The sequence below is a fragment of the Pseudarthrobacter sp. S9 genome, assembly GCF_050156545.1.
GTDB lineage: Bacteria > Actinomycetota > Actinomycetes > Actinomycetales > Micrococcaceae > Arthrobacter.
The window spans coordinates 1,131,566-1,147,417 of record NZ_CP189576.1; the positions used below are offsets into that span (position 1 = coordinate 1,131,566).

The 15,852-nt window shown below is 66.3% G+C and carries 19 protein-coding genes; 9 read left to right on the forward strand and 10 right to left on the reverse strand.

Annotated features, from left to right (window positions below; genetic code table 11):
* Positions 1–137 precede the first annotated feature (137 nt).
* Positions 138–956, reverse strand: a complete 819-nt coding sequence (locus ACQCSY_RS05265; protein ID WP_427133795.1) for a sigma-70 family RNA polymerase sigma factor — start codon at positions 954–956, stop codon at positions 138–140.
* 252 nt (positions 957–1,208) lie between these two features.
* On the opposite strand from ACQCSY_RS05265, the gene flgN reads away from it, so the two are divergent.
* A complete protein-coding gene (flgN, locus tag ACQCSY_RS05270; protein WP_427133797.1) occupies positions 1,209–1,736 on the forward strand; it encodes a flagellar export chaperone FlgN in 528 nt (175 codons plus the stop codon).
* A gap of 35 nt (positions 1,737–1,771) precedes the next feature.
* On the opposite strand, the gene ACQCSY_RS05275 is transcribed toward flgN, so the two are convergent.
* From ACQCSY_RS05275 to ACQCSY_RS05295, 5 genes are all read right to left on the reverse strand, one after another.
* Positions 1,772–2,023: a carbon storage regulator gene (locus tag ACQCSY_RS05275; protein ID WP_427133799.1), complete on the reverse strand. Its 252-nt coding sequence runs from the start codon at positions 2,021–2,023 to the stop codon at positions 1,772–1,774.
* Between the two features lie 88 nt (positions 2,024–2,111).
* Positions 2,112–2,564, reverse strand: coding sequence for a hypothetical protein (locus ACQCSY_RS05280; RefSeq protein WP_427133801.1), 453 nt, complete (start codon positions 2,562–2,564; stop codon positions 2,112–2,114).
* Positions 2,565–2,978: 414 nt separating this feature from the next.
* Complete coding sequence (gene fliD, locus ACQCSY_RS05285) at positions 2,979–3,806, reverse strand: flagellar filament capping protein FliD (protein ID WP_427133803.1); 828 nt, start codon at positions 3,804–3,806, stop codon at positions 2,979–2,981.
* Positions 3,700–4,221 (reverse strand): flagellar cap protein FliD N-terminal domain-containing protein, encoded by a 522-nt coding sequence (locus ACQCSY_RS05290; protein WP_427133805.1) that lies wholly within the window; start codon positions 4,219–4,221, stop codon positions 3,700–3,702. Before ACQCSY_RS05290 ends, fliD begins: the two co-directional genes overlap by 107 nt.
* A 167-nt stretch (positions 4,222–4,388) precedes the next feature.
* Positions 4,389–5,213, reverse strand: a complete 825-nt coding sequence (locus tag ACQCSY_RS05295) for a flagellin (RefSeq protein WP_427133807.1) — start codon at positions 5,211–5,213, stop codon at positions 4,389–4,391.
* A 223-nt stretch (positions 5,214–5,436) separates the two neighbouring features.
* Between ACQCSY_RS05295 and ACQCSY_RS05300 the strand changes: the two genes are divergently transcribed.
* From ACQCSY_RS05300 to fliW (ACQCSY_RS05320), 5 genes are read left to right on the forward strand one after another with little or no spacing between them, the layout of a single operon-like run.
* Complete coding sequence (locus ACQCSY_RS05300; protein WP_427133808.1) at positions 5,437–5,967, forward strand: flagellar protein FlgN; 531 nt, start codon at positions 5,437–5,439, stop codon at positions 5,965–5,967.
* Between the two features lie 10 nt (positions 5,968–5,977).
* Complete coding sequence (gene flgK / locus ACQCSY_RS05305; protein ID WP_427133810.1) at positions 5,978–7,399, forward strand: flagellar hook-associated protein FlgK; 1,422 nt, start codon at positions 5,978–5,980, stop codon at positions 7,397–7,399.
* Between the two features lie 2 nt (positions 7,400–7,401).
* A complete protein-coding gene (flgL, locus tag ACQCSY_RS05310) occupies positions 7,402–8,289 on the forward strand; it encodes a flagellar hook-associated protein FlgL (protein ID WP_427133811.1) in 888 nt (295 codons plus the stop codon).
* Entirely contained in the window at positions 8,286–8,540 is a 255-nt protein-coding gene (gene fliW / locus ACQCSY_RS05315; RefSeq protein ID WP_427133813.1) for a flagellar assembly protein FliW, read from the forward strand. Before flgL ends, fliW (ACQCSY_RS05315) begins: the two co-directional genes overlap by 4 nt.
* Positions 8,537–8,674 carry a flagellar assembly protein FliW gene (gene fliW / locus ACQCSY_RS05320; RefSeq protein ID WP_427133815.1) on the forward strand — a complete coding sequence of 46 codons (138 nt, stop codon included), beginning with the start codon at positions 8,537–8,539 and terminating at the stop codon, positions 8,672–8,674. Before fliW (ACQCSY_RS05315) ends, fliW (ACQCSY_RS05320) begins: the two co-directional genes overlap by 4 nt.
* Positions 8,675–8,699: 25 nt before the next feature.
* On the opposite strand, the gene ACQCSY_RS05325 is transcribed toward fliW (ACQCSY_RS05320), so the two are convergent.
* The 4 genes from ACQCSY_RS05325 to ACQCSY_RS05340 all read right to left on the reverse strand — a co-directional run bounded on the left by ACQCSY_RS05325 (position 8,700) and on the right by ACQCSY_RS05340 (position 11,550).
* A complete protein-coding gene (locus ACQCSY_RS05325; protein ID WP_427133817.1) occupies positions 8,700–9,245 on the reverse strand; it encodes an AMIN-like domain-containing (lipo)protein in 546 nt (181 codons plus the stop codon).
* Positions 9,246–9,523: 278 nt separating this feature from the next.
* Complete coding sequence (locus tag ACQCSY_RS05330) at positions 9,524–9,826, reverse strand: DUF4193 domain-containing protein (RefSeq protein ID WP_090956868.1); 303 nt, start codon at positions 9,824–9,826, stop codon at positions 9,524–9,526.
* A 180-nt stretch (positions 9,827–10,006) separates the two neighbouring features.
* Positions 10,007–10,501, reverse strand: coding sequence for a GyrI-like domain-containing protein (locus tag ACQCSY_RS05335; RefSeq protein WP_427133819.1), 495 nt, complete (start codon positions 10,499–10,501; stop codon positions 10,007–10,009).
* Positions 10,502–10,698: 197 nt separating this feature from the next.
* A complete protein-coding gene (locus ACQCSY_RS05340; RefSeq protein ID WP_427133821.1) occupies positions 10,699–11,550 on the reverse strand; it encodes a hypothetical protein in 852 nt (283 codons plus the stop codon).
* A 488-nt stretch (positions 11,551–12,038) separates the two neighbouring features.
* Here ACQCSY_RS05340 and ACQCSY_RS05345 point away from each other — a divergent pair, with 488 nt between their 5' ends.
* From ACQCSY_RS05345 to ACQCSY_RS05355, 3 genes are read left to right on the forward strand one after another with little or no spacing between them, the layout of a single operon-like run.
* The gene (locus ACQCSY_RS05345; RefSeq protein ID WP_427133822.1) at positions 12,039–13,073 is read left to right on the forward strand and encodes a nitrilase-related carbon-nitrogen hydrolase; all 1,035 of its coding nucleotides are present in this window, start codon (positions 12,039–12,041) and stop codon (positions 13,071–13,073) included.
* Positions 13,070–14,095 (forward strand): agmatine deiminase family protein, encoded by a 1,026-nt coding sequence (locus tag ACQCSY_RS05350; protein ID WP_427133824.1) that lies wholly within the window; start codon positions 13,070–13,072, stop codon positions 14,093–14,095. The genes ACQCSY_RS05345 and ACQCSY_RS05350 overlap by 4 nt, the downstream gene beginning before the upstream one ends.
* Before the next feature lie 13 nt (positions 14,096–14,108).
* The gene (locus ACQCSY_RS05355) at positions 14,109–15,680 is read left to right on the forward strand and encodes an APC family permease (RefSeq protein ID WP_427133827.1); all 1,572 of its coding nucleotides are present in this window, start codon (positions 14,109–14,111) and stop codon (positions 15,678–15,680) included.
* The last annotated feature ends 172 nt before the right edge of the window (positions 15,681–15,852 follow it).

Sequence of the window (15,852 nt, forward strand, 5' to 3'; positions counted from 1 at the left end):
TGCCGTTCCAATACCGAACGAGCCGATGCTTCAGACGCTACCCCAGGGCCAGTTGGACCGCGACGCCCCGGGCAGGAATTTCTCGGTCAGCTTACTAAGCCGGCTTACTAAGTGGGGCGGCTAAGGCCGGAGGTGGCTCAGACTGCCTCGTTCAGCACCGGGGCGTGGGGGAAGATGGCCCGGGTGATGCCGCCTGCGGTGGCCTCGGTCAGCTGTGAGAGGTAGTCGTTCCGGCGCCGGGGCGTGATCCTGGACTGCGGTTCGAAGGCCTGATCGGGATCGTCAGCGTAGTGGGCGGTCAGCCCGTCGCGCATCAGCCGGATAGCCTCGGAACGCTGCTGGGACACGGCAGCATGCGTGGATCCGAGCTCCGCGGCGAGCTCCTTGACCGTCCGGTCGCCGAAGTAGATCTCCTCGACGACGTAGCGCATCCGCTCCGGTAGGGATTTGACGGCGGCGCGGAGGTACTGGAGCCGTTCGTCGGCGAGCACGGAGTGCTCCGGGGACAGGGTTTCGGCGGCCAGGGTGTCGACGACGGCTTCATCGAGGGGCGTCAGCGTGCGCGAAGCATCGGCCAGGGCTGCTTCCACGACGCTCTGCTGGACGCCCAGGGCCGAGGCGATCTCATCCACCGTGGGGGTGCGTCCGAGGGCGGCCGCCAATGTTTCCTGGACGGACATGGTTTCTTTGATCCGGCGCCGCGCCGAACGCGTGGCCCAGTCACTGGCCCGCATCTCGTCGGCGAAGGCGCCCAGGATGCGCCGGCGCGCGAAGGCGCCGAACGGCACACCGAGTTCCGGATCGAAGGAATCGGCCGATGTGATTAGGGCAATGGCGCCCGCTGAGGCCAAGTCATCGCGAGAAAGGTGTGAGGCCTTTGAGCACAAGTCTGAGACAAGATACCCCACCAGCGGAAGGTGCTGTGTGACCATCTCGTTGCGTTCCACGCGATTCAATAGTGTCCCCCCCCATGAGACCGGATCCGGAGCGTTCAAAACCGTTAAAACGCTGAGAGCCGCACCCGCAGACCGTCCTGCACTTCCCCCATGGAAGACGGTGCTCGGTACCAGGGTTCAGCACCCCTGCAGTGCAGGAAACTTATCACCTGATCAACGATCTGCGTGTACCCTCAGGGAAAAGCTTGGCTGAAAATGCGTAAGCCGCGTTCCAGCGGTGAATCGGGCGAGATCTCAAGGGGATTGGGGCCCATGGGTGCAGGTGATCTCTCGGCGGCGCTCTGGCAGGAGCGGCGCCACCTGGAACTGCTGTTGTTCAGGCTGGAGACGCAGCGGCTGCATGTGGAGGCCGGCAACCTTGAATGGCTGGGCTTCACGGCCTCAGACGTCGAAAGAGCCGTGGACCGGCTGCGCTTCGAGGCCCTGGCCCGGAGCGTCGAATCTGCCGCCGTGGCGGCGGAGTGGGGCCTGCCGGCACAGGCGACTCTCATCGAACTGATTTCGGCCGCGCCTGCCGGCCCGTGGCCCGAGGTCCTCCACGATCATCTGAACGCCCTCGGCAGTTTGCTGCGGCAGCTCAGCGACGCCGCCCGCGCCAATGAAGGGACACTCCGGACCCTGCGCCTGCCGGCTGCCCCGGCCCACGGACCCGGCCCGGCCGATACAGCCGGGCTCCTTGATCAGCTGACGACCGCCGGAAACGTTGAGCGGGCCCTCGCGGTGACGCGGCGGACCGCCCAGCCGCTCCTGGCGCAGTTCCTCGGCGGGGACCGGGACTGATCCGGAGCTGAACCGGGACTGATCCGGAGCTGGTGTCAGTCGGCGGCGGGAGCGGGGGCAGGCGGCGGCAGCAGCCCGCGCAGCGCATCCTCGGTATCCGGGCCGGCTTCCGCTGCGGCGAGGTTTGCAGCAGCGATGGCCTCGATGACTTCCCGGCGCTGGATCGGCACACCCCTGGGCGCCTCAATGCCTATCCGAATACCGTCGCCGCGGCCTTCCAGAACCGTGACGACGATCCCGTCGCCGATCATGATCTGTTCGCCCGGCTTGCGTGTAAGTACCAGCATCCTCTCAATGTACCCTTCGCTGCGGGGAGCTTCGGACGATTCCCGATGGTTCTGTCATGTCGGATCCGCGCCCGTCAGGTTTTCGCCGTCAGATTTTCGCCGCGCCGACCTGGCGCGTGTCGATCCAGCCCACAGGCGGTCCGAGGCCGTTGACACTTTCCGGCGTGGCCGTTTCCGCTGCTCCGATGACCGCCACCGCACTGATGTTCAGCTGGGCAGACAAAACGCCCACCCAGCGCGCCGTGTCCTCGTGCCTGCATCCGGCATCCACCACCACCCACACCTGGTCGGCGGAGAGCGCGGCCACGGACTGGACCCGTGCCAGGGCGTTGCGGGCCTTGCCGAGTCCGAATGCCACCAGCACCGTCCGGTCCGTCAGCACCGCATGGGCGCGGGCGGCCGTCGCGCCCTGGCGCCCGTCAACGTGCAGGTGACCGTAGGCGGACAGCTCACCCGCCGTCCGTACGTCGGCGCCGCCTGCTGCCGTGGACATGGCCAAGGCGGTGTCCATGGCGTCCTCCCCCAGCCCGACGAGGACCACCAGGTCTCCGATGCCTGTGAGCGGTGCCGCATCCGCCTCCGCCAGGAGGGCGGCGATGGCGGCGCCCTGCAGGTGGTGGGTGAACTCTCGGGTGGACCAGCCGGCGGGCCGGCAGCTCCGGCGTCGTCCGCTGCGGCGGGATCCTTCCCGGTGGAAGCTTTCCCGGCGGGATCCTTCCCGGTGGAAGCTTTCCCGGCGGGTGTGGCTCCGGCCCCCGCTAGGACGTCCGGTTCGGGAACCACCTCGCCGGTGACCACCTCATGTCCGGGCAGCACCTCGATCATGGCCTCATAACGGTCTCCGGCGAAGAGCCCGGCGATTCCGGGGCTGATGACGCGTTCCGCGGACACGATGCGGGCTGCGGGGCCGTACTGCAGCTCCGCCTTGCGGCGGATCTCCTCCAGCGGGGCCCCCTTAAGCCGATAGCGGTTCGGCATGGCGCACGACTCCTACGGTTTCGATCCGGACATTGGCTGAGGTCACCTCGCGGTAGGACAGCACGGGCACCGAACCCGGCTGCGCCCCACGAGGCGGTGGATGGCGGGCCGGAGCGCCGGGGCGCACACCAGCACGGCCTGGCGGTTGGCGGCGGCCGCGGATTCGACGGCGGAGCGCACGGAGCGCAGCACGGAGTCGAGCGAGGGCAGCGGCGAACTTCTTGTCGTCGAACTCCATGGTGCCGTTGCGCGTGATGCTGATGCCGATTTCCGACGGCGACCGCGGCGGAGTTCCCACGGGCAGGGAGGCCGCGGAGAGCATCGCCTGGTTGACGCCGCGGACGGAGCTGTCGCCGGTGAAGATGCCAGCCGAGGTGGATGCGCCGCTGGCATTCGTGGTGCTGCTGACGGCGGTCTTGCTGGCCACCAGGGAGAAGATGCCGTTGGCGCCGGCGACGAGATCCGACGCCAGCTTGGTGATACCCGCAACGTCGCGGGCGACCTCGAGGGTGACGGGGGTTGCCGTGATTTCGCTGACGGTGACCGAGACACCCTGAAGCACGTCCGCAAAAGTGTTGGTCGAGGAGGTGATGGCCGTCTGCGCGGAAGTTGCGGCCCAAAGCTGGATCTCCGCATCCTGGGCGGTCTTCGCGTCGGTGAAAGTGGTGCCCGGATCGGTAATCGTGAACGCTCCGGCGCTACCGGACTTCGAGGCTGTGAACTGGAGTCGGTACTCCCCGCCCCCGACTGAGACTTTGCTGGCTGTCACGCCGGCGCCGGCCGCGTTGACGGCTGACGACGTCATCCAGCGAGCTGGTCAACGGCGACACCGTAAAGACTTGGCCGCCGCTGTTGATATTCATGGTGGTGTAGGGCCATGCCGCGACGCTGCCGGAGACGGTGACCTGGGCCTGCGCAAGCTTGGAGACGGTGAAGTCGATCGAGCCGGCTTTCGCCCCCGCCGTGGTGGACACAGCGACCTTGTCGCTGGAGGAGGTTGCGGAGTTGAGATCGAGTGCCCCGGGCTTGGCCGCGGCAGTGGCCTGGGCCGCGAGGGCGGCGACCTTGCTGTTCAGTCCTTGGAGTGCGGACACCATGGACTGAACGTCAAAGGCCTTGTTCTTGAGCTGGGTCTGCGGGAAGGCCTCGACCTGCGTGAGTAAGCTGATCAACGACGTGGTGTCCAGGCCACTGGCGAGTCCATCCAATGAGATTCCCATGGCTGCTTCTCCTTGTTGGCACCACCTGAAAACGGAAACTGACGGTGCTGCGCCTAGGGCCGGACGCTGGTTTCCACCATCGTCCGGCCCTGGCCAGCGTATTCGATCGGGAGTCTGTCTTCGTCCGATCAGCTCGGCAGCCCTACTTCTGGACTGCTGATACGGGTTTAGCGCAGGAGCTGGAGGACGCCCTGGCCGGACTGGTTTGCCTGGGCCAGCATTGCGGTGCCGGCCTGGGACACAATGTTGGACTTGGTGAACTTGACCATTTCCTCAGCCATGTCCGTGTCGCGGATTCGGGAGTTCGCAGCCGAGAGGTTCTCCTTGGAGACCTGAAGGTTCTTGCTGACGCTCTCGAACCGGTTCTGGACCGCACCGAGTCCGGCCCTTGCAGTCGAAACTGCTTTGATCTGCGTGTCAGCCGAGGTGATCGAGGCCAGCGCGGCCGTGGAATCGGTGAACGTCATGGCCGTGACGGCCGCTGCAACGGCATTGACATCGGTCAGGCTCACATCAATTGTGTCGACCCCCGTCGCGCCGCCTGCGCCTACCTGGAAAGTCAACGTCGACGCTGCGTCAGCCAGCTTGATCGTGTTGACGATGGTGGACTTGGCGATACGCGTCAGTTCGCTGCCCAGTGCCGTAACTTCAGTCTGGATGGCGGTGCGTGAATCGGCCGTGTTGGAGTCGTTGCCTGCCTGGACAGCCAGGTCTCGGACGCGCTGGAGGATGGAGTGGACCTCAGTCAGGGAGCCTTCTGCGGTCTGAATGACACTGATGCCGTCCTGGGCGTTACGGGCTGCAACGCCCATGCCGTTGACCTGCGACTTCAGACGCTCGGAGATGGCCAGCCCGGCAGCGTCGTCACCGGCACGGTTGATGCGCAGGCCGCTGGAGAGCTTCTCCAAGGACTTGGACAGGTCGTTCTGAGTGTTGCTGAGGTTGCGGTACGCGTTGTTCGCAGCCAGGTTGGTGTTGATCTGCATTCCCATGATGTATTCCTCCGTGATCGGGATGTTGAGCGACGGCCCATCCGTGGGCCTTCAGGAGTAGCTATCGCCTTTTGAGCGGCACACGTAAGCAATATCCCACAATGAATTTTGGACGTCTTCCACCGTGCCGACTGCTAACGGATCCCCCGCCCCTGCCGATAGTTTCTACGAACCCTGCTGATGGCTGCACCTACTGCACTGCATTTCCTGCACTGTGGAATGCATGCCCGGCACCACCGCACCAATCACCCCCGAGGGAGCCGTCCGGACCATGGCAATCCACGAACTTTCAGCCCTGCTGTGGCGGGAGCGTGAACTCCTGGACGTTCTCACCTTCAAGCTTGAGGAAGAGCAACTGCTGCTCACCTCGGGCAAGTCCCGCTGGCTGCCCCACGGCACCCGGGAAGTCGAACAGGTGCTGGGGCACCTCTCCCAGGCGAGCCTCGCGCGCACCATCGAGGCCGCCGTCGTCGCCGAGGCGTGGGGACTGCCGTCGGATGCATCCTTGGGTGAACTGGCCGCGTCAGCGCCGGAAGGCGCCTGGTCCGAGGTCCTGGCCGCGCACCTGACCGCACTGACCCGCCAGACGGCCCTGATCAAGGAACTCCGCGACGCAAACGAGCAATACCTGCGCACCGCTGTCCGTTCCACCCAGGAGTCCCTGGCCGATCTGCGTCCCGCCGCCGGTACATACGACGCGCACGGCAAGACCGGGGAATCTGCCGGCTCGCGCATCTTCGACAAGCAGTTCTAAGGAAACGACCATGAGCACCTTCGGCGCCCTGAACACCGCCTACCGAGGACTGACAGCAGCCCAGCAGGGCATGAACGTTGCCGGGCAGAACATCGCCAACGCCGCCACCGAGGGCTACACCCGGCAGCGCGTGCAGCAGTCCTCGCTGGCCGCCGCCGCCCAGGGGCTGTTCGGTTCCGGCCGGCCCGTCGCCGGGCAAGGCGTTTCCGTGGACAGCGTCGCCCGGTTGGGCAGCAGCTTCCTGGACGCGGGCGTCCGCTCCGCAGGCGCCCAGGCGGGCTATGCAAATGTCCGGTCCTCCGCGCTGCAGGGGATCGAAAGCATCCTGAAGGAACCCGGGGACAACGGCATCTCTGCGTCGCTGCAAGACTTCTGGTCGGCCTGGCAGGGCGCGGCCAACCAGCCGGGCGAGTCCGGCCCGGCCGGTCTCCTTCTGGAGGCCGGCAACGATCTGACCGCCAAAATCTCGTCCGCCTACCAGGCGCTCGACTCACAGTGGAGCAGCGTCCGCGGCCAGGCCCGGAACGCCGTTGACACGGTCAATGCGGCGGCATCTCAGGTAGCGGCCTTCAACACCACCATCCGGTCCACGATCGCAGCCGGCGGCTCAGCCAACGAACTCATCGATGCCCGGGCCAAACTCACGGAGACCATCTCCCGGCTCACCGGCGGCACCGTCCGCGAACAGGCCGACGGCACCGTGGACGTCCATGTCGGCGGCAACGCCCTCGTCATGGGCGGCTCCGTCCGGATGCTGACGCTGGCCGGCAAGCAGGCAATGAACCAGCCGGCCGGAACCCCGGTGCAGCTCGAGTGGACCGACCGCCCCGGCGCTGCAGTGGGCCTCGACGGCGGAGAAATCGCCGGTGCGTTGTCCGTGCTGGCGCCCGCCAGCGGTGGAACAGGTGGCGCCATCGCCGAGGCCGCAGAGTCCTACAACCAGTTCGCGGGAAAGCTCAGGGATGCTGTCAACGCCGTGCACTTCGGTGCACAGACCTCCACCGGGGCGGTTGCCGGCAACTTCTTCAATTCGGCGCCCACCGGCCCGGCCGCGCTCAGCCTTACCGTGGTACCCCAGGACGTCGGCGCGATCGCTCTCGGCGTAGCCGGTGCCGGGAAACTCGACAGCAGCGTTGCGGACAAAATCTCCCAGCTCGGCACCGGACCGAATTCCCCGGACAGCGTCTGGGCGAGCATCGTCACCGGGATTGGCGTGCAGTCACGCGGCGCCCAGCAGCACGAGTCCCTCACGGCGGCTGCGGAAACGTCAGCCCTCACCGCCCGCGCGTCCAGCGCCTCGGTGAGCCTGGACGAGGAGAACGTCAGCCTGCTCACCAACCAGCACGCCTATCAGGCGGCCGCCCGGGTCATGACCGCCGTGGATGAAGCCCTGGACGTCCTGATCAACCGCACCGGACTGGTAGGAAGGTAGCCATGCTGAACCGCGTAACAAACCTGACCATGAGCGCCTCCGCCCAGCGGACCCTGCAGACCCAGCAGTCCAGACTGGCAGCACTCCAGGAGAAGGCCTCCTCGCTGGACAAGATCTCCCGACCCTCGGATGATCCCGCGGCCACCGGGCAGGCGCTGCAGACCCGCTCGAGGCTCGCCGCTTCTGCCCAATACGGCAGGAACATCGACGACGGCGGAAACTGGCTAACTGCGGCGGACTCCGCGCTTGGCCAGGCCACCAATGTGCTGGGCAAGATCCGGGACCTCACCGTGCAGGCCGGCAACGGCGCGCTCAACCAGCCGGCCAAAGACGCCATCGCGATTGAGCTCGAAGGCCTGGGCAAGGACATGCTCTCCATCGCCAACACCCAGCACCTGGGACGCAACATCTTCGCCGGCAGCTCCGACGCTGCCGGCGCGTTTGCCCCGGGCAATCCGCCGGTGTTCAACGGGATTCCGGGCAGCACCGTGGAGCGGCGCATCAGTGACAACCAGACCGTCCGTGTAGACGCTGACGGCGCCAAAATCTTCGGCGACGGCGCCAGCTCCGTATTCAAGCTGGTCAACGACATGGCCACGGCATTGCGCGCGGGAACCGACATCTCTCCACGGCTGGCCGAGGTAGACTCCGCATTCAAGGCCGTGATCAACGGACGTGCTGAGATAGGAACACGGCAGGCGCAGCTGGAACGCGCCGGCAACGTCAACACAGAACTGGAGGCCACCTTGGACGCGCAGAAAATGGGTATTGAAAAGGCCGATCTTGGCAGCGTCATCATGGACCTGAAGCTTCAGGAAACCAACTACCAGGTGGCCCTGGCCGCCACGGCGCGGGTCCTGCAGCCCACGCTGATGGACTTCCTGCGATGAGCACTGTGGTCATGGACACCCCCGTCACTTTCACCGCGCCCATGCCGGGGCTCGAGCACGTGCACGACTTCACGCTGCGAAGCGTCGACGGCGCCGCCGGGCTATACGCCCTCGAGGCCGGCACCACCCCGGTGCGGCTGTTCCTGGCCGACGCGGCCGTATTTGTCCCGAGCTACACCCCGCCGATTCCGGCTGCCTCGCTGGAAGCCCTGGGACTGGAGCCGCGCGAGGCCCCCAGGTGCTCGTTGTGATCAACCACTCCGCCGGAACCACCACGGTCAACCTCATGGCCCCGATTGTGCTCAACCCCGGCACCCGCCGCTGCACCCAGCTCGTGTTGGACGGCCGCGACTACCCGCTCCGGGCGGACCTCAACTCGCTGTAGCGGGAACTCGCTTCAGCCCCAGCCATCACCAGAAGTGGGCGACGTCGATCACGAGGCGTGAACCGGCGTCCGGCCCGGGCAGGGTGAACACCCGGAACGGCAGACGCGCACGCACCCCGAGCCCCAGGCTGGTATAACCCTCGAAGCTGCCGGCCCAGGCCACCTGCCGGAACGTCTGATAACCGGTCACGTTGGTCAGCTCGTTCTTGTCCGCGGGGTTGTACGTGGAATTGCCGTTGTCGTCGTAAGCCGGGGCGTTGACCGTGAACTGGATGAAGGCCTGGCCCCTCAATGGGACCGGCAGCCCCGAACCGTCCTGCACCACCTGGGGCACATAGCGGGCGGTGTAGCCGGCCACGGGCCCGTTGAGCTCGATGACCAGCCGGTCAAAGCAGTAGTGCTGCCCGGTGCGGACGTTGACCACCTTTGCCTGGCTTATGGCAGGATCTGTCTTGACCAGCGATCCCCACACCAGTCCGCAGTAGGAGTCTGCAGCGGCCGCGCCGGGTGCAAGCAACCCCAGGCCCAGGCCCATCACAACGGCCGCCAGCCATACCTGAATCTTCTTCAACTCGGCCACCCCCTCAAACGATCAGACACTTCAAGCGTAAGATTGCCGGAGCCTGCCGACGAGGCCTCCGGCGACTTCGGCGCCCAACCGTTAGGCTGAGCGGCGCCTGGTCACAAGACGGTATTCGCGCCGTCGTCGAAGTCGTCGACGCCGTCGTCCACGCGGTTGACGAATGAACCAGGGAACGGCGAAGCGCCGGCACCCTTGCGGGTCCGGCGCTTCGCGGGGCCTTGCTGTGACGCCAGCTGCCGTGTAGCTGCTGGCGGACTGGAGGGCTCCTAGCCCTCGCAGTCGCGGCAGTACTTCATGCCATTCTTCTCCCGGGCGACCTGGGACCGGTGGCGGACCAGGAAGCAGGAGGAGCAGGTGAATTCATCGGACTGCTCGGGAACAACAATGACAGTCAGCTCTTCGCCGGACAGATCCGCGCCGGGAAGATCGATGCCTTCTGCGGTGTCGTTCTCGTCGACGTCGATAACAGCAGTCTGGGCGCCGCCGCCGCGGGACGCCTGAAGGGCCTCCAGCGATTCAGCGGGAGACTCTTCTTCTGTCTTGCGTGGGGCGTCGTAATCGGTAGCCATTTCGGGGTTCACTTTCGTTGCTGCGCAGCACCATTTCAGGCACCTCAGTGAAGCAGTTTAGGTCATTATGCACGCAGTTGGAGAATAGTGTGTTTAAAGCGACACTATGAGTCGCCCGCGAGTGGCCCATGCGTCTTCAGGGCGCGCGATCCAGACCGCGCGGCAGTCGTGTCACACCGTTCAGGCGACCGGCCAGACGACGAGTGTCTGCCACTTGGCAGGGTCCGGTTCGGTTGCCGGATCGCTGAGGTAGTACTCCCACATCGCGTCCCCGGGGGTCACGCCCTCGGCCTGCATCCGGGCCAGGATCGCGCCGTAAGTCTGCTGCAGCGAGTCATACGGGCCGATGTGCATCGCCTCGAAGGCCGGCCCTGCGGGGAGCGTTCCGGCCGTCACCCCGGTGTCTCCGCCGCCTGCTCTCGTGAACGCCGCGGCCAGCGGGAAGCCGGCTTCGACGTCGACGACGTCGGTGGGCATCCCCCGGTACAGCGCGAACGGTGGCCCGGCCAGCTGGACATGCTGTTGCTGCACCGCCCCCATGACCGCCCTGAAGGCGCGGCCGAAGAAGTCGCGCAGGGCGTTCATCGGGACTGTTTCCCGCACCACCGCCGTCGGCTGTTCCTTGAGCTCGGTGGACTTGATGTCCGGTGTCGTTTCCGGGTTCGATTCACTCATACGCCAAGAGTCCGCCGTCCGGTATCCGCGGACTGGGGCCTAACGTCCCGGCGCCCTTGACCGGGCACCGGCAGGCTTCTGTGTGCCTCAATGATGACGGGAGATGTTCACTGACTCATTCAAGGAGCTTCCCGGATTGTCGAACCAGGCTGGGCCGGTTCCGGAGAGACCAATGACCGTGACGGCGATTGCCGCCATCAGGGGGAGCGCGCGGACGTGGGCGGACCCGGCTGCAGCCCGTTGGCGTTGGTGGCAGCGTTCTTGAAGCACGCGTCCAGGGCGGCCTGATTGACCGTCGTGGTGGTGTTCACCGGCGTGGGCATGCACAGGCTCCGGACGCCGACGCGTACTGTCCGGTCCGGCTGGCTCAGCAGCCCGTTGGGTGCCTTGGTGGCACGCAGGCGGGCCCCGGTGTCCGCCCCGGTGCTGTCATGCAGACCGGCGATCTTGGGATCGTTGAGCTGGACTGTCACGGTTCCGCCGGCGGCGTTGGCCACCTGGAGGGAACCGTTGGCGTAATCCAGGGCGGTGATCACGCCGCGGCCGCCGTTCAGTGTCTGCTGGGATATGAAGGCCAGGGCGGCAATGTGGCGGGTGCCGACGATATTGCCCACCGCCTGCGGCTCCAGATCCTTGGTGGGCAGCGGTGCGCTGCCGCCGGTCCCCTGGACGAACTGCGCCCAGCTCAGCGTGTTGGCCAGCATCTGGAAGACCAGATTGCACGGGATGGTGATGAGGACGCCGTTCAGCGTGACAGTCCCACCGAACGCGGCCGGATCGGTGATGGAGGGACAGTCGGCGTTGCCGACCGTGGCGTTCTGCGCGAGACCGGTGTCATCGAAACCGTGGAGCTGCGCAGCCGGAACGGAGAAAGCCGGCGTCGGCAGGGTGGGCACGACCCAAGGTGAGACTGCCCCTTTGGGCGGCTTCGCTGTGCCGCCGCCCTTGGCGACGGCCGGACCAACACCGGCGGTCACGACGAGACCGGCCGCCGCGAGCACCACGACCAGTTGCCGGAACGATGTCGGTCCGGTGGAGTGTTTCGTCATGGTCTATCCCTTCAGAGAACATCAAACGGTGTACGGGGCCCGGAAGGAACGTAGGAGCCCAGCCCTCTAAAAACTTCGCCCATGAAGTTGCCTCGACCGCAGACGGCCGGAGAGCAGACGGCCCGTCATTCCTGCGGTGACGCCGACGGTGAAATCCGACTATCACCCCGCATCCTGCGTCGATGGTCAGCCGTCGCATCTAACGGCTCCGTCGGGAGCTTTCCACGCCCCGGTTGGAAAACCTTTGGACAGCTGACCATGGATTCATGCGGGGACTTTCAAAATGGGTCGGTCAGCCCGCCGTCAGCCCTCAGCAGAACCTCAGGGTGGCCAGCCGGTCCGCAGGCCGCGGGAGTGGCCCGCGGCGCATGCCGCTTGCAGTCACAAAATGAACTTTAATCATTTAGGTCTTGCCTTCCGATGCGATGTGGCCTCATACTAAATGAACGTTATTCATTTAGTGACCGCCGTCTCCTTGGAGTAGTAAATTGATCGAGATCACCTGCCTTGATTCGCCAGCTTCCCTGGCCCGGACAGCGCCGTCTTCCCGCCCGGCACTGCGGATCGGCGTGGTCCAGCACCGCTGGCACCGCAGCATGGCCGCCCTCCGCGCCGAACTGGATGAGGGAATCGAGCGCGCCGCACGGCTGGGTGCCACTGTTGTCTTCCTGCCGGAGCTCACGCTCTCCCGCTATCCCGCGGACAGGCTCCCCGAAAACGACACCTCACGGTCAGGAGCCACCCGTCCCCGCCCGTCAGACACAGCCGAAGACCTGCTCACTGGCCCGACGTTCCGTTTCGCTGCAGATGCGGCCCGCCGGCACGGGATCTGCGTCCACGCCTCGCTCTACCAGAGAGCCGATAATCCGGACGGATCGGACGACGGGCTGGGCCTGAACACCTCCATCCTGGTTTCCCCCGAAGGTGAGCTGCTGGCGCGCACCCACAAGCTGCACATTCCGGTCACCGCCGGCTACTACGAGGACAAGTTCTTCCGCCAGGGCCCGGACACCGGCGACGCCTACGAAGTCCACTCCCCCGTCGAACTGGGCGGCGCCAAGCTCGGCATGCCCACCTGCTGGGATGAGTGGTTCCCGGAGCTGGCCCGCCTGTACTCCCTGGGCGGCGCCGAGATCCTGGTCTACCCCACCGCGATCGGCTCCGAACCGGACCACCCGGACTTCGACACCCAACCGCTCTGGCAGCAGGTAATCGTCGGCAACGGGATCGCCAACGGCCTGTTCATGGTGGCCCCGAACCGCTGGGGGGACGAGGGCGGACTGAACTTCTACGGTTCCTCCTTCATCTCCGATCCCTACGGCCGGATTCTGGCCCAGGCCCCGCGGGACGAATCCGCCGTCCTCGTCGCGGATCTGTACCTGGACCAGCGCAAGGACTGGCTGACGCTCTTCCCTTTCCTCGCCACCCGTCGCCCGGAGACCTATGCCCGGCTCATCGAACCCGTCCGCCACGACGCGCCGTTCGGCGGCGTAACACCGATGTACCTGGAGGCGTCCGCATGAGCGGCTGGCGTATGCCGTCGGAGACGGCACCCCAGGACCGAGTCTGGATGGCGTTCCCGACAGGCGGCTACACCCTCGGGGAGTCGGACGAAGAAGCCCACGCCGCCCGGTCCGTCTGGGCCGCCGTCGCGAACGCCGTCGTGGAGTTTGAACCGGTCACCATGCTGGTGACGCCCGACGACGTCGAGACCGCCCGCCGCTACCTTCACCCGGACATTGAGGTGCTCACCGCCGAACTGAATGACGCGTGGATGCGCGACATCGGCCCCACGTTTGTCCTGGACGCCGGCGGCCGGCTCGGCGCCGTGGACTGGGTCTTCAACGGCTGGGGCGGCCAGGACTGGGCCGCCTGGGACAAGGATTCACTCGTGGCCGCGGAGGTCTCGGCGCGCTCCGGGGCAAGCCACGTCCTCTCGGCACTGGTGAATGAAGGCGGCGGCATCCACGTGGACGGTGAGGGAACGGTGCTCGTCACCGAGACCGTGCAGCTTGACCCCGGCCGCAACCCCGGGCTGGACAAGGCGGACGTCGAGGCGGAGCTGGCCCGGACCATCGGCGCCAGCCACGTTGTCTGGCTCCCCCGCGGGCTGACCCGGGATTCGGAGCGGTTCGGAACACGCGGTCATGTGGACATCGTGGCCGCCATCCCGTCGCCAGGCACGCTGCTGGTACATTCCCAGCAGAACCCGGAGCATCCGGACTTCGAGGTCAGCCGGGAGATCCTCAGCCACCTCGCCACCACCAGGGATGCTGCCGGCCGCGAGTGGAACATCATCGAGGTGCCCGCCCCGGAAACATTGACGGACAGCGAAGGCTTCGTCGACTACAGCTACATCAACCACCTGGTGGTCAACGGAGGCGTCATCGCCTGCACATTCGCGGACCCCATGGATGAGAAAGCCCTGCGCATCCTTGCGGACGCCTACCCCGGCCGCAAGGTCATCGGCGTCGACGCCCGCGAGCTCTTTGCCCGCGGCGGCGGCATCCACTGCATCACCCAACAACAACCGGCTGTCTCCTAGAGAAGGGTCTGACATGAGTCAAACGATCGGCCGCGAGCGCGGCGAGGACACACCACCCGATCTGGCGGATGCGCCCGGCTCGAAACACGGCATCACAGGCAAGGGACTCAAGGGTGGCCAGCTCGGCCTGCTCGCCGTCGTAGTCCTGGGCATCTCCTCGGTGGCGCCGGCGTACAGCCTGACCAGTTCGCTGGGACCCGCCGTCAGCGCCGTGGGCGTGCAGCTGCCAGCGATCTTCATCATCGCGTTCATCCCCATGATCCTGGTGGCGTTCGCCTACCGCGAGCTCAACGCCGATTCCCCGGACAGCGGCACCACCTTCACCTGGGCCACCAAGGCCTTCGGCCCGTTCGTCGGCTGGATGGGCGGCTGGGGACTCCTGGCGGCAAACATCATCGTCCTGTCCAACCTGGCGGGTGTCGCGGTGGACTTCTTCTACCTCTTCCTGGCTCAGGTGTTCGGCAATCCCGAGCTGGCGGACCTGACCTCCAACAAGGCGCTGAACATCGCCACCTGCCTCGTGTTCGTGGCACTGGCCGTCTGGGTCAGCTACCGCGGCCTGCACGCCACCAAGCTGGTCCAGTACAGCATGGTCGGGTTCCAGGTCGTGGTCCTGGCAATCTTCATCGTCATGGCGCTCACCCACGCCGCCTCCGGGGATTCCCCCACCGCCATCGGTTTCAGCTGGGACTGGTTCAACCCCACGAAGATCGAGAGCTTTGAGCAGTTCACGGCCGGTATGTCCCTGGCGGTCTTCGTCTACTGGGGCTGGGATGTCTGCCTGACCGTGAACGAGGAGACCAAGGGCGGCAAGGGAACTGCCGGCAAGGCGGGCACGACGACGGCGATCGCCGTCCTCGGCCTGTACATCGCCGTGATCGTGGCAACCATGATGGTGGCCGGCGTGGGCGGGGACGGCATCGGGCTGAACAACCCGGACAACCAGCAGAACGTCTTCGCCGCGCTGGCCTCCCCCGTGATGGGCCCGTTGGCCATCCTGATGTCCCTGGCTGTGCTGTCCGGCACCGCATCATCCCTGCAGTCCACCATGGCGTCCCCGGCCCGCAGCCTCCTGGCTATGGGCCACTACGGGGCGTTGCCGCCGCGCTTCGCCACGGTCAGCAAGCGTTTCGGTTCGCCAGGCTACGCCACGGTCATCGCCGGCGTGATCTCCGGCGGGTTCTACGCGGTCATGAAGGCGGTCAGCGAAAACGTCCTCAACGACACCATCATGGCCCTGGGCCTCATGATCTGCTTCTACTACGCCCTGACCGCGTTCGCCTGCACGTGGTACTTCCGGCACAGCTTGTTCTCCAGCGTCCGCAACTTCTTCATGCGTCTGCTGTTCCCTGTGATTGGCGGACTCGTGCTCACCGTGGTGTTCTTCCAGACGGCGGTGGACAGCTGGGCGCCCGAGTTCGGCAGCGGTTCGGAGATCTTCGGGGTGGGCCTCGTGTTCATCATCGGGATCGGAATCCTGGCGCTGGGCGCGGTGGTCATGCTTCTCACGGCCCGGCTGCACCCGGGATTCTTCCGCGGCGAAACCATCCGGAGAGACACGCCTGCGCTGGTGATTCCGGAGTAGGCTCCGGCTGACCCGCCCCGCGCGGCCACCCTCGCGGCGACCCGCGCGGCCACCCTCGCGGCGACCCGCGCGGCCGCCCTCGCGGCAGCGAAAAACCCCGCCAGTTCCGATGCATTATCGGAGCTGGCGGGGTTCTGCGTCCTGCGATCCGCGGCGGGGTCCTGTCGGATTC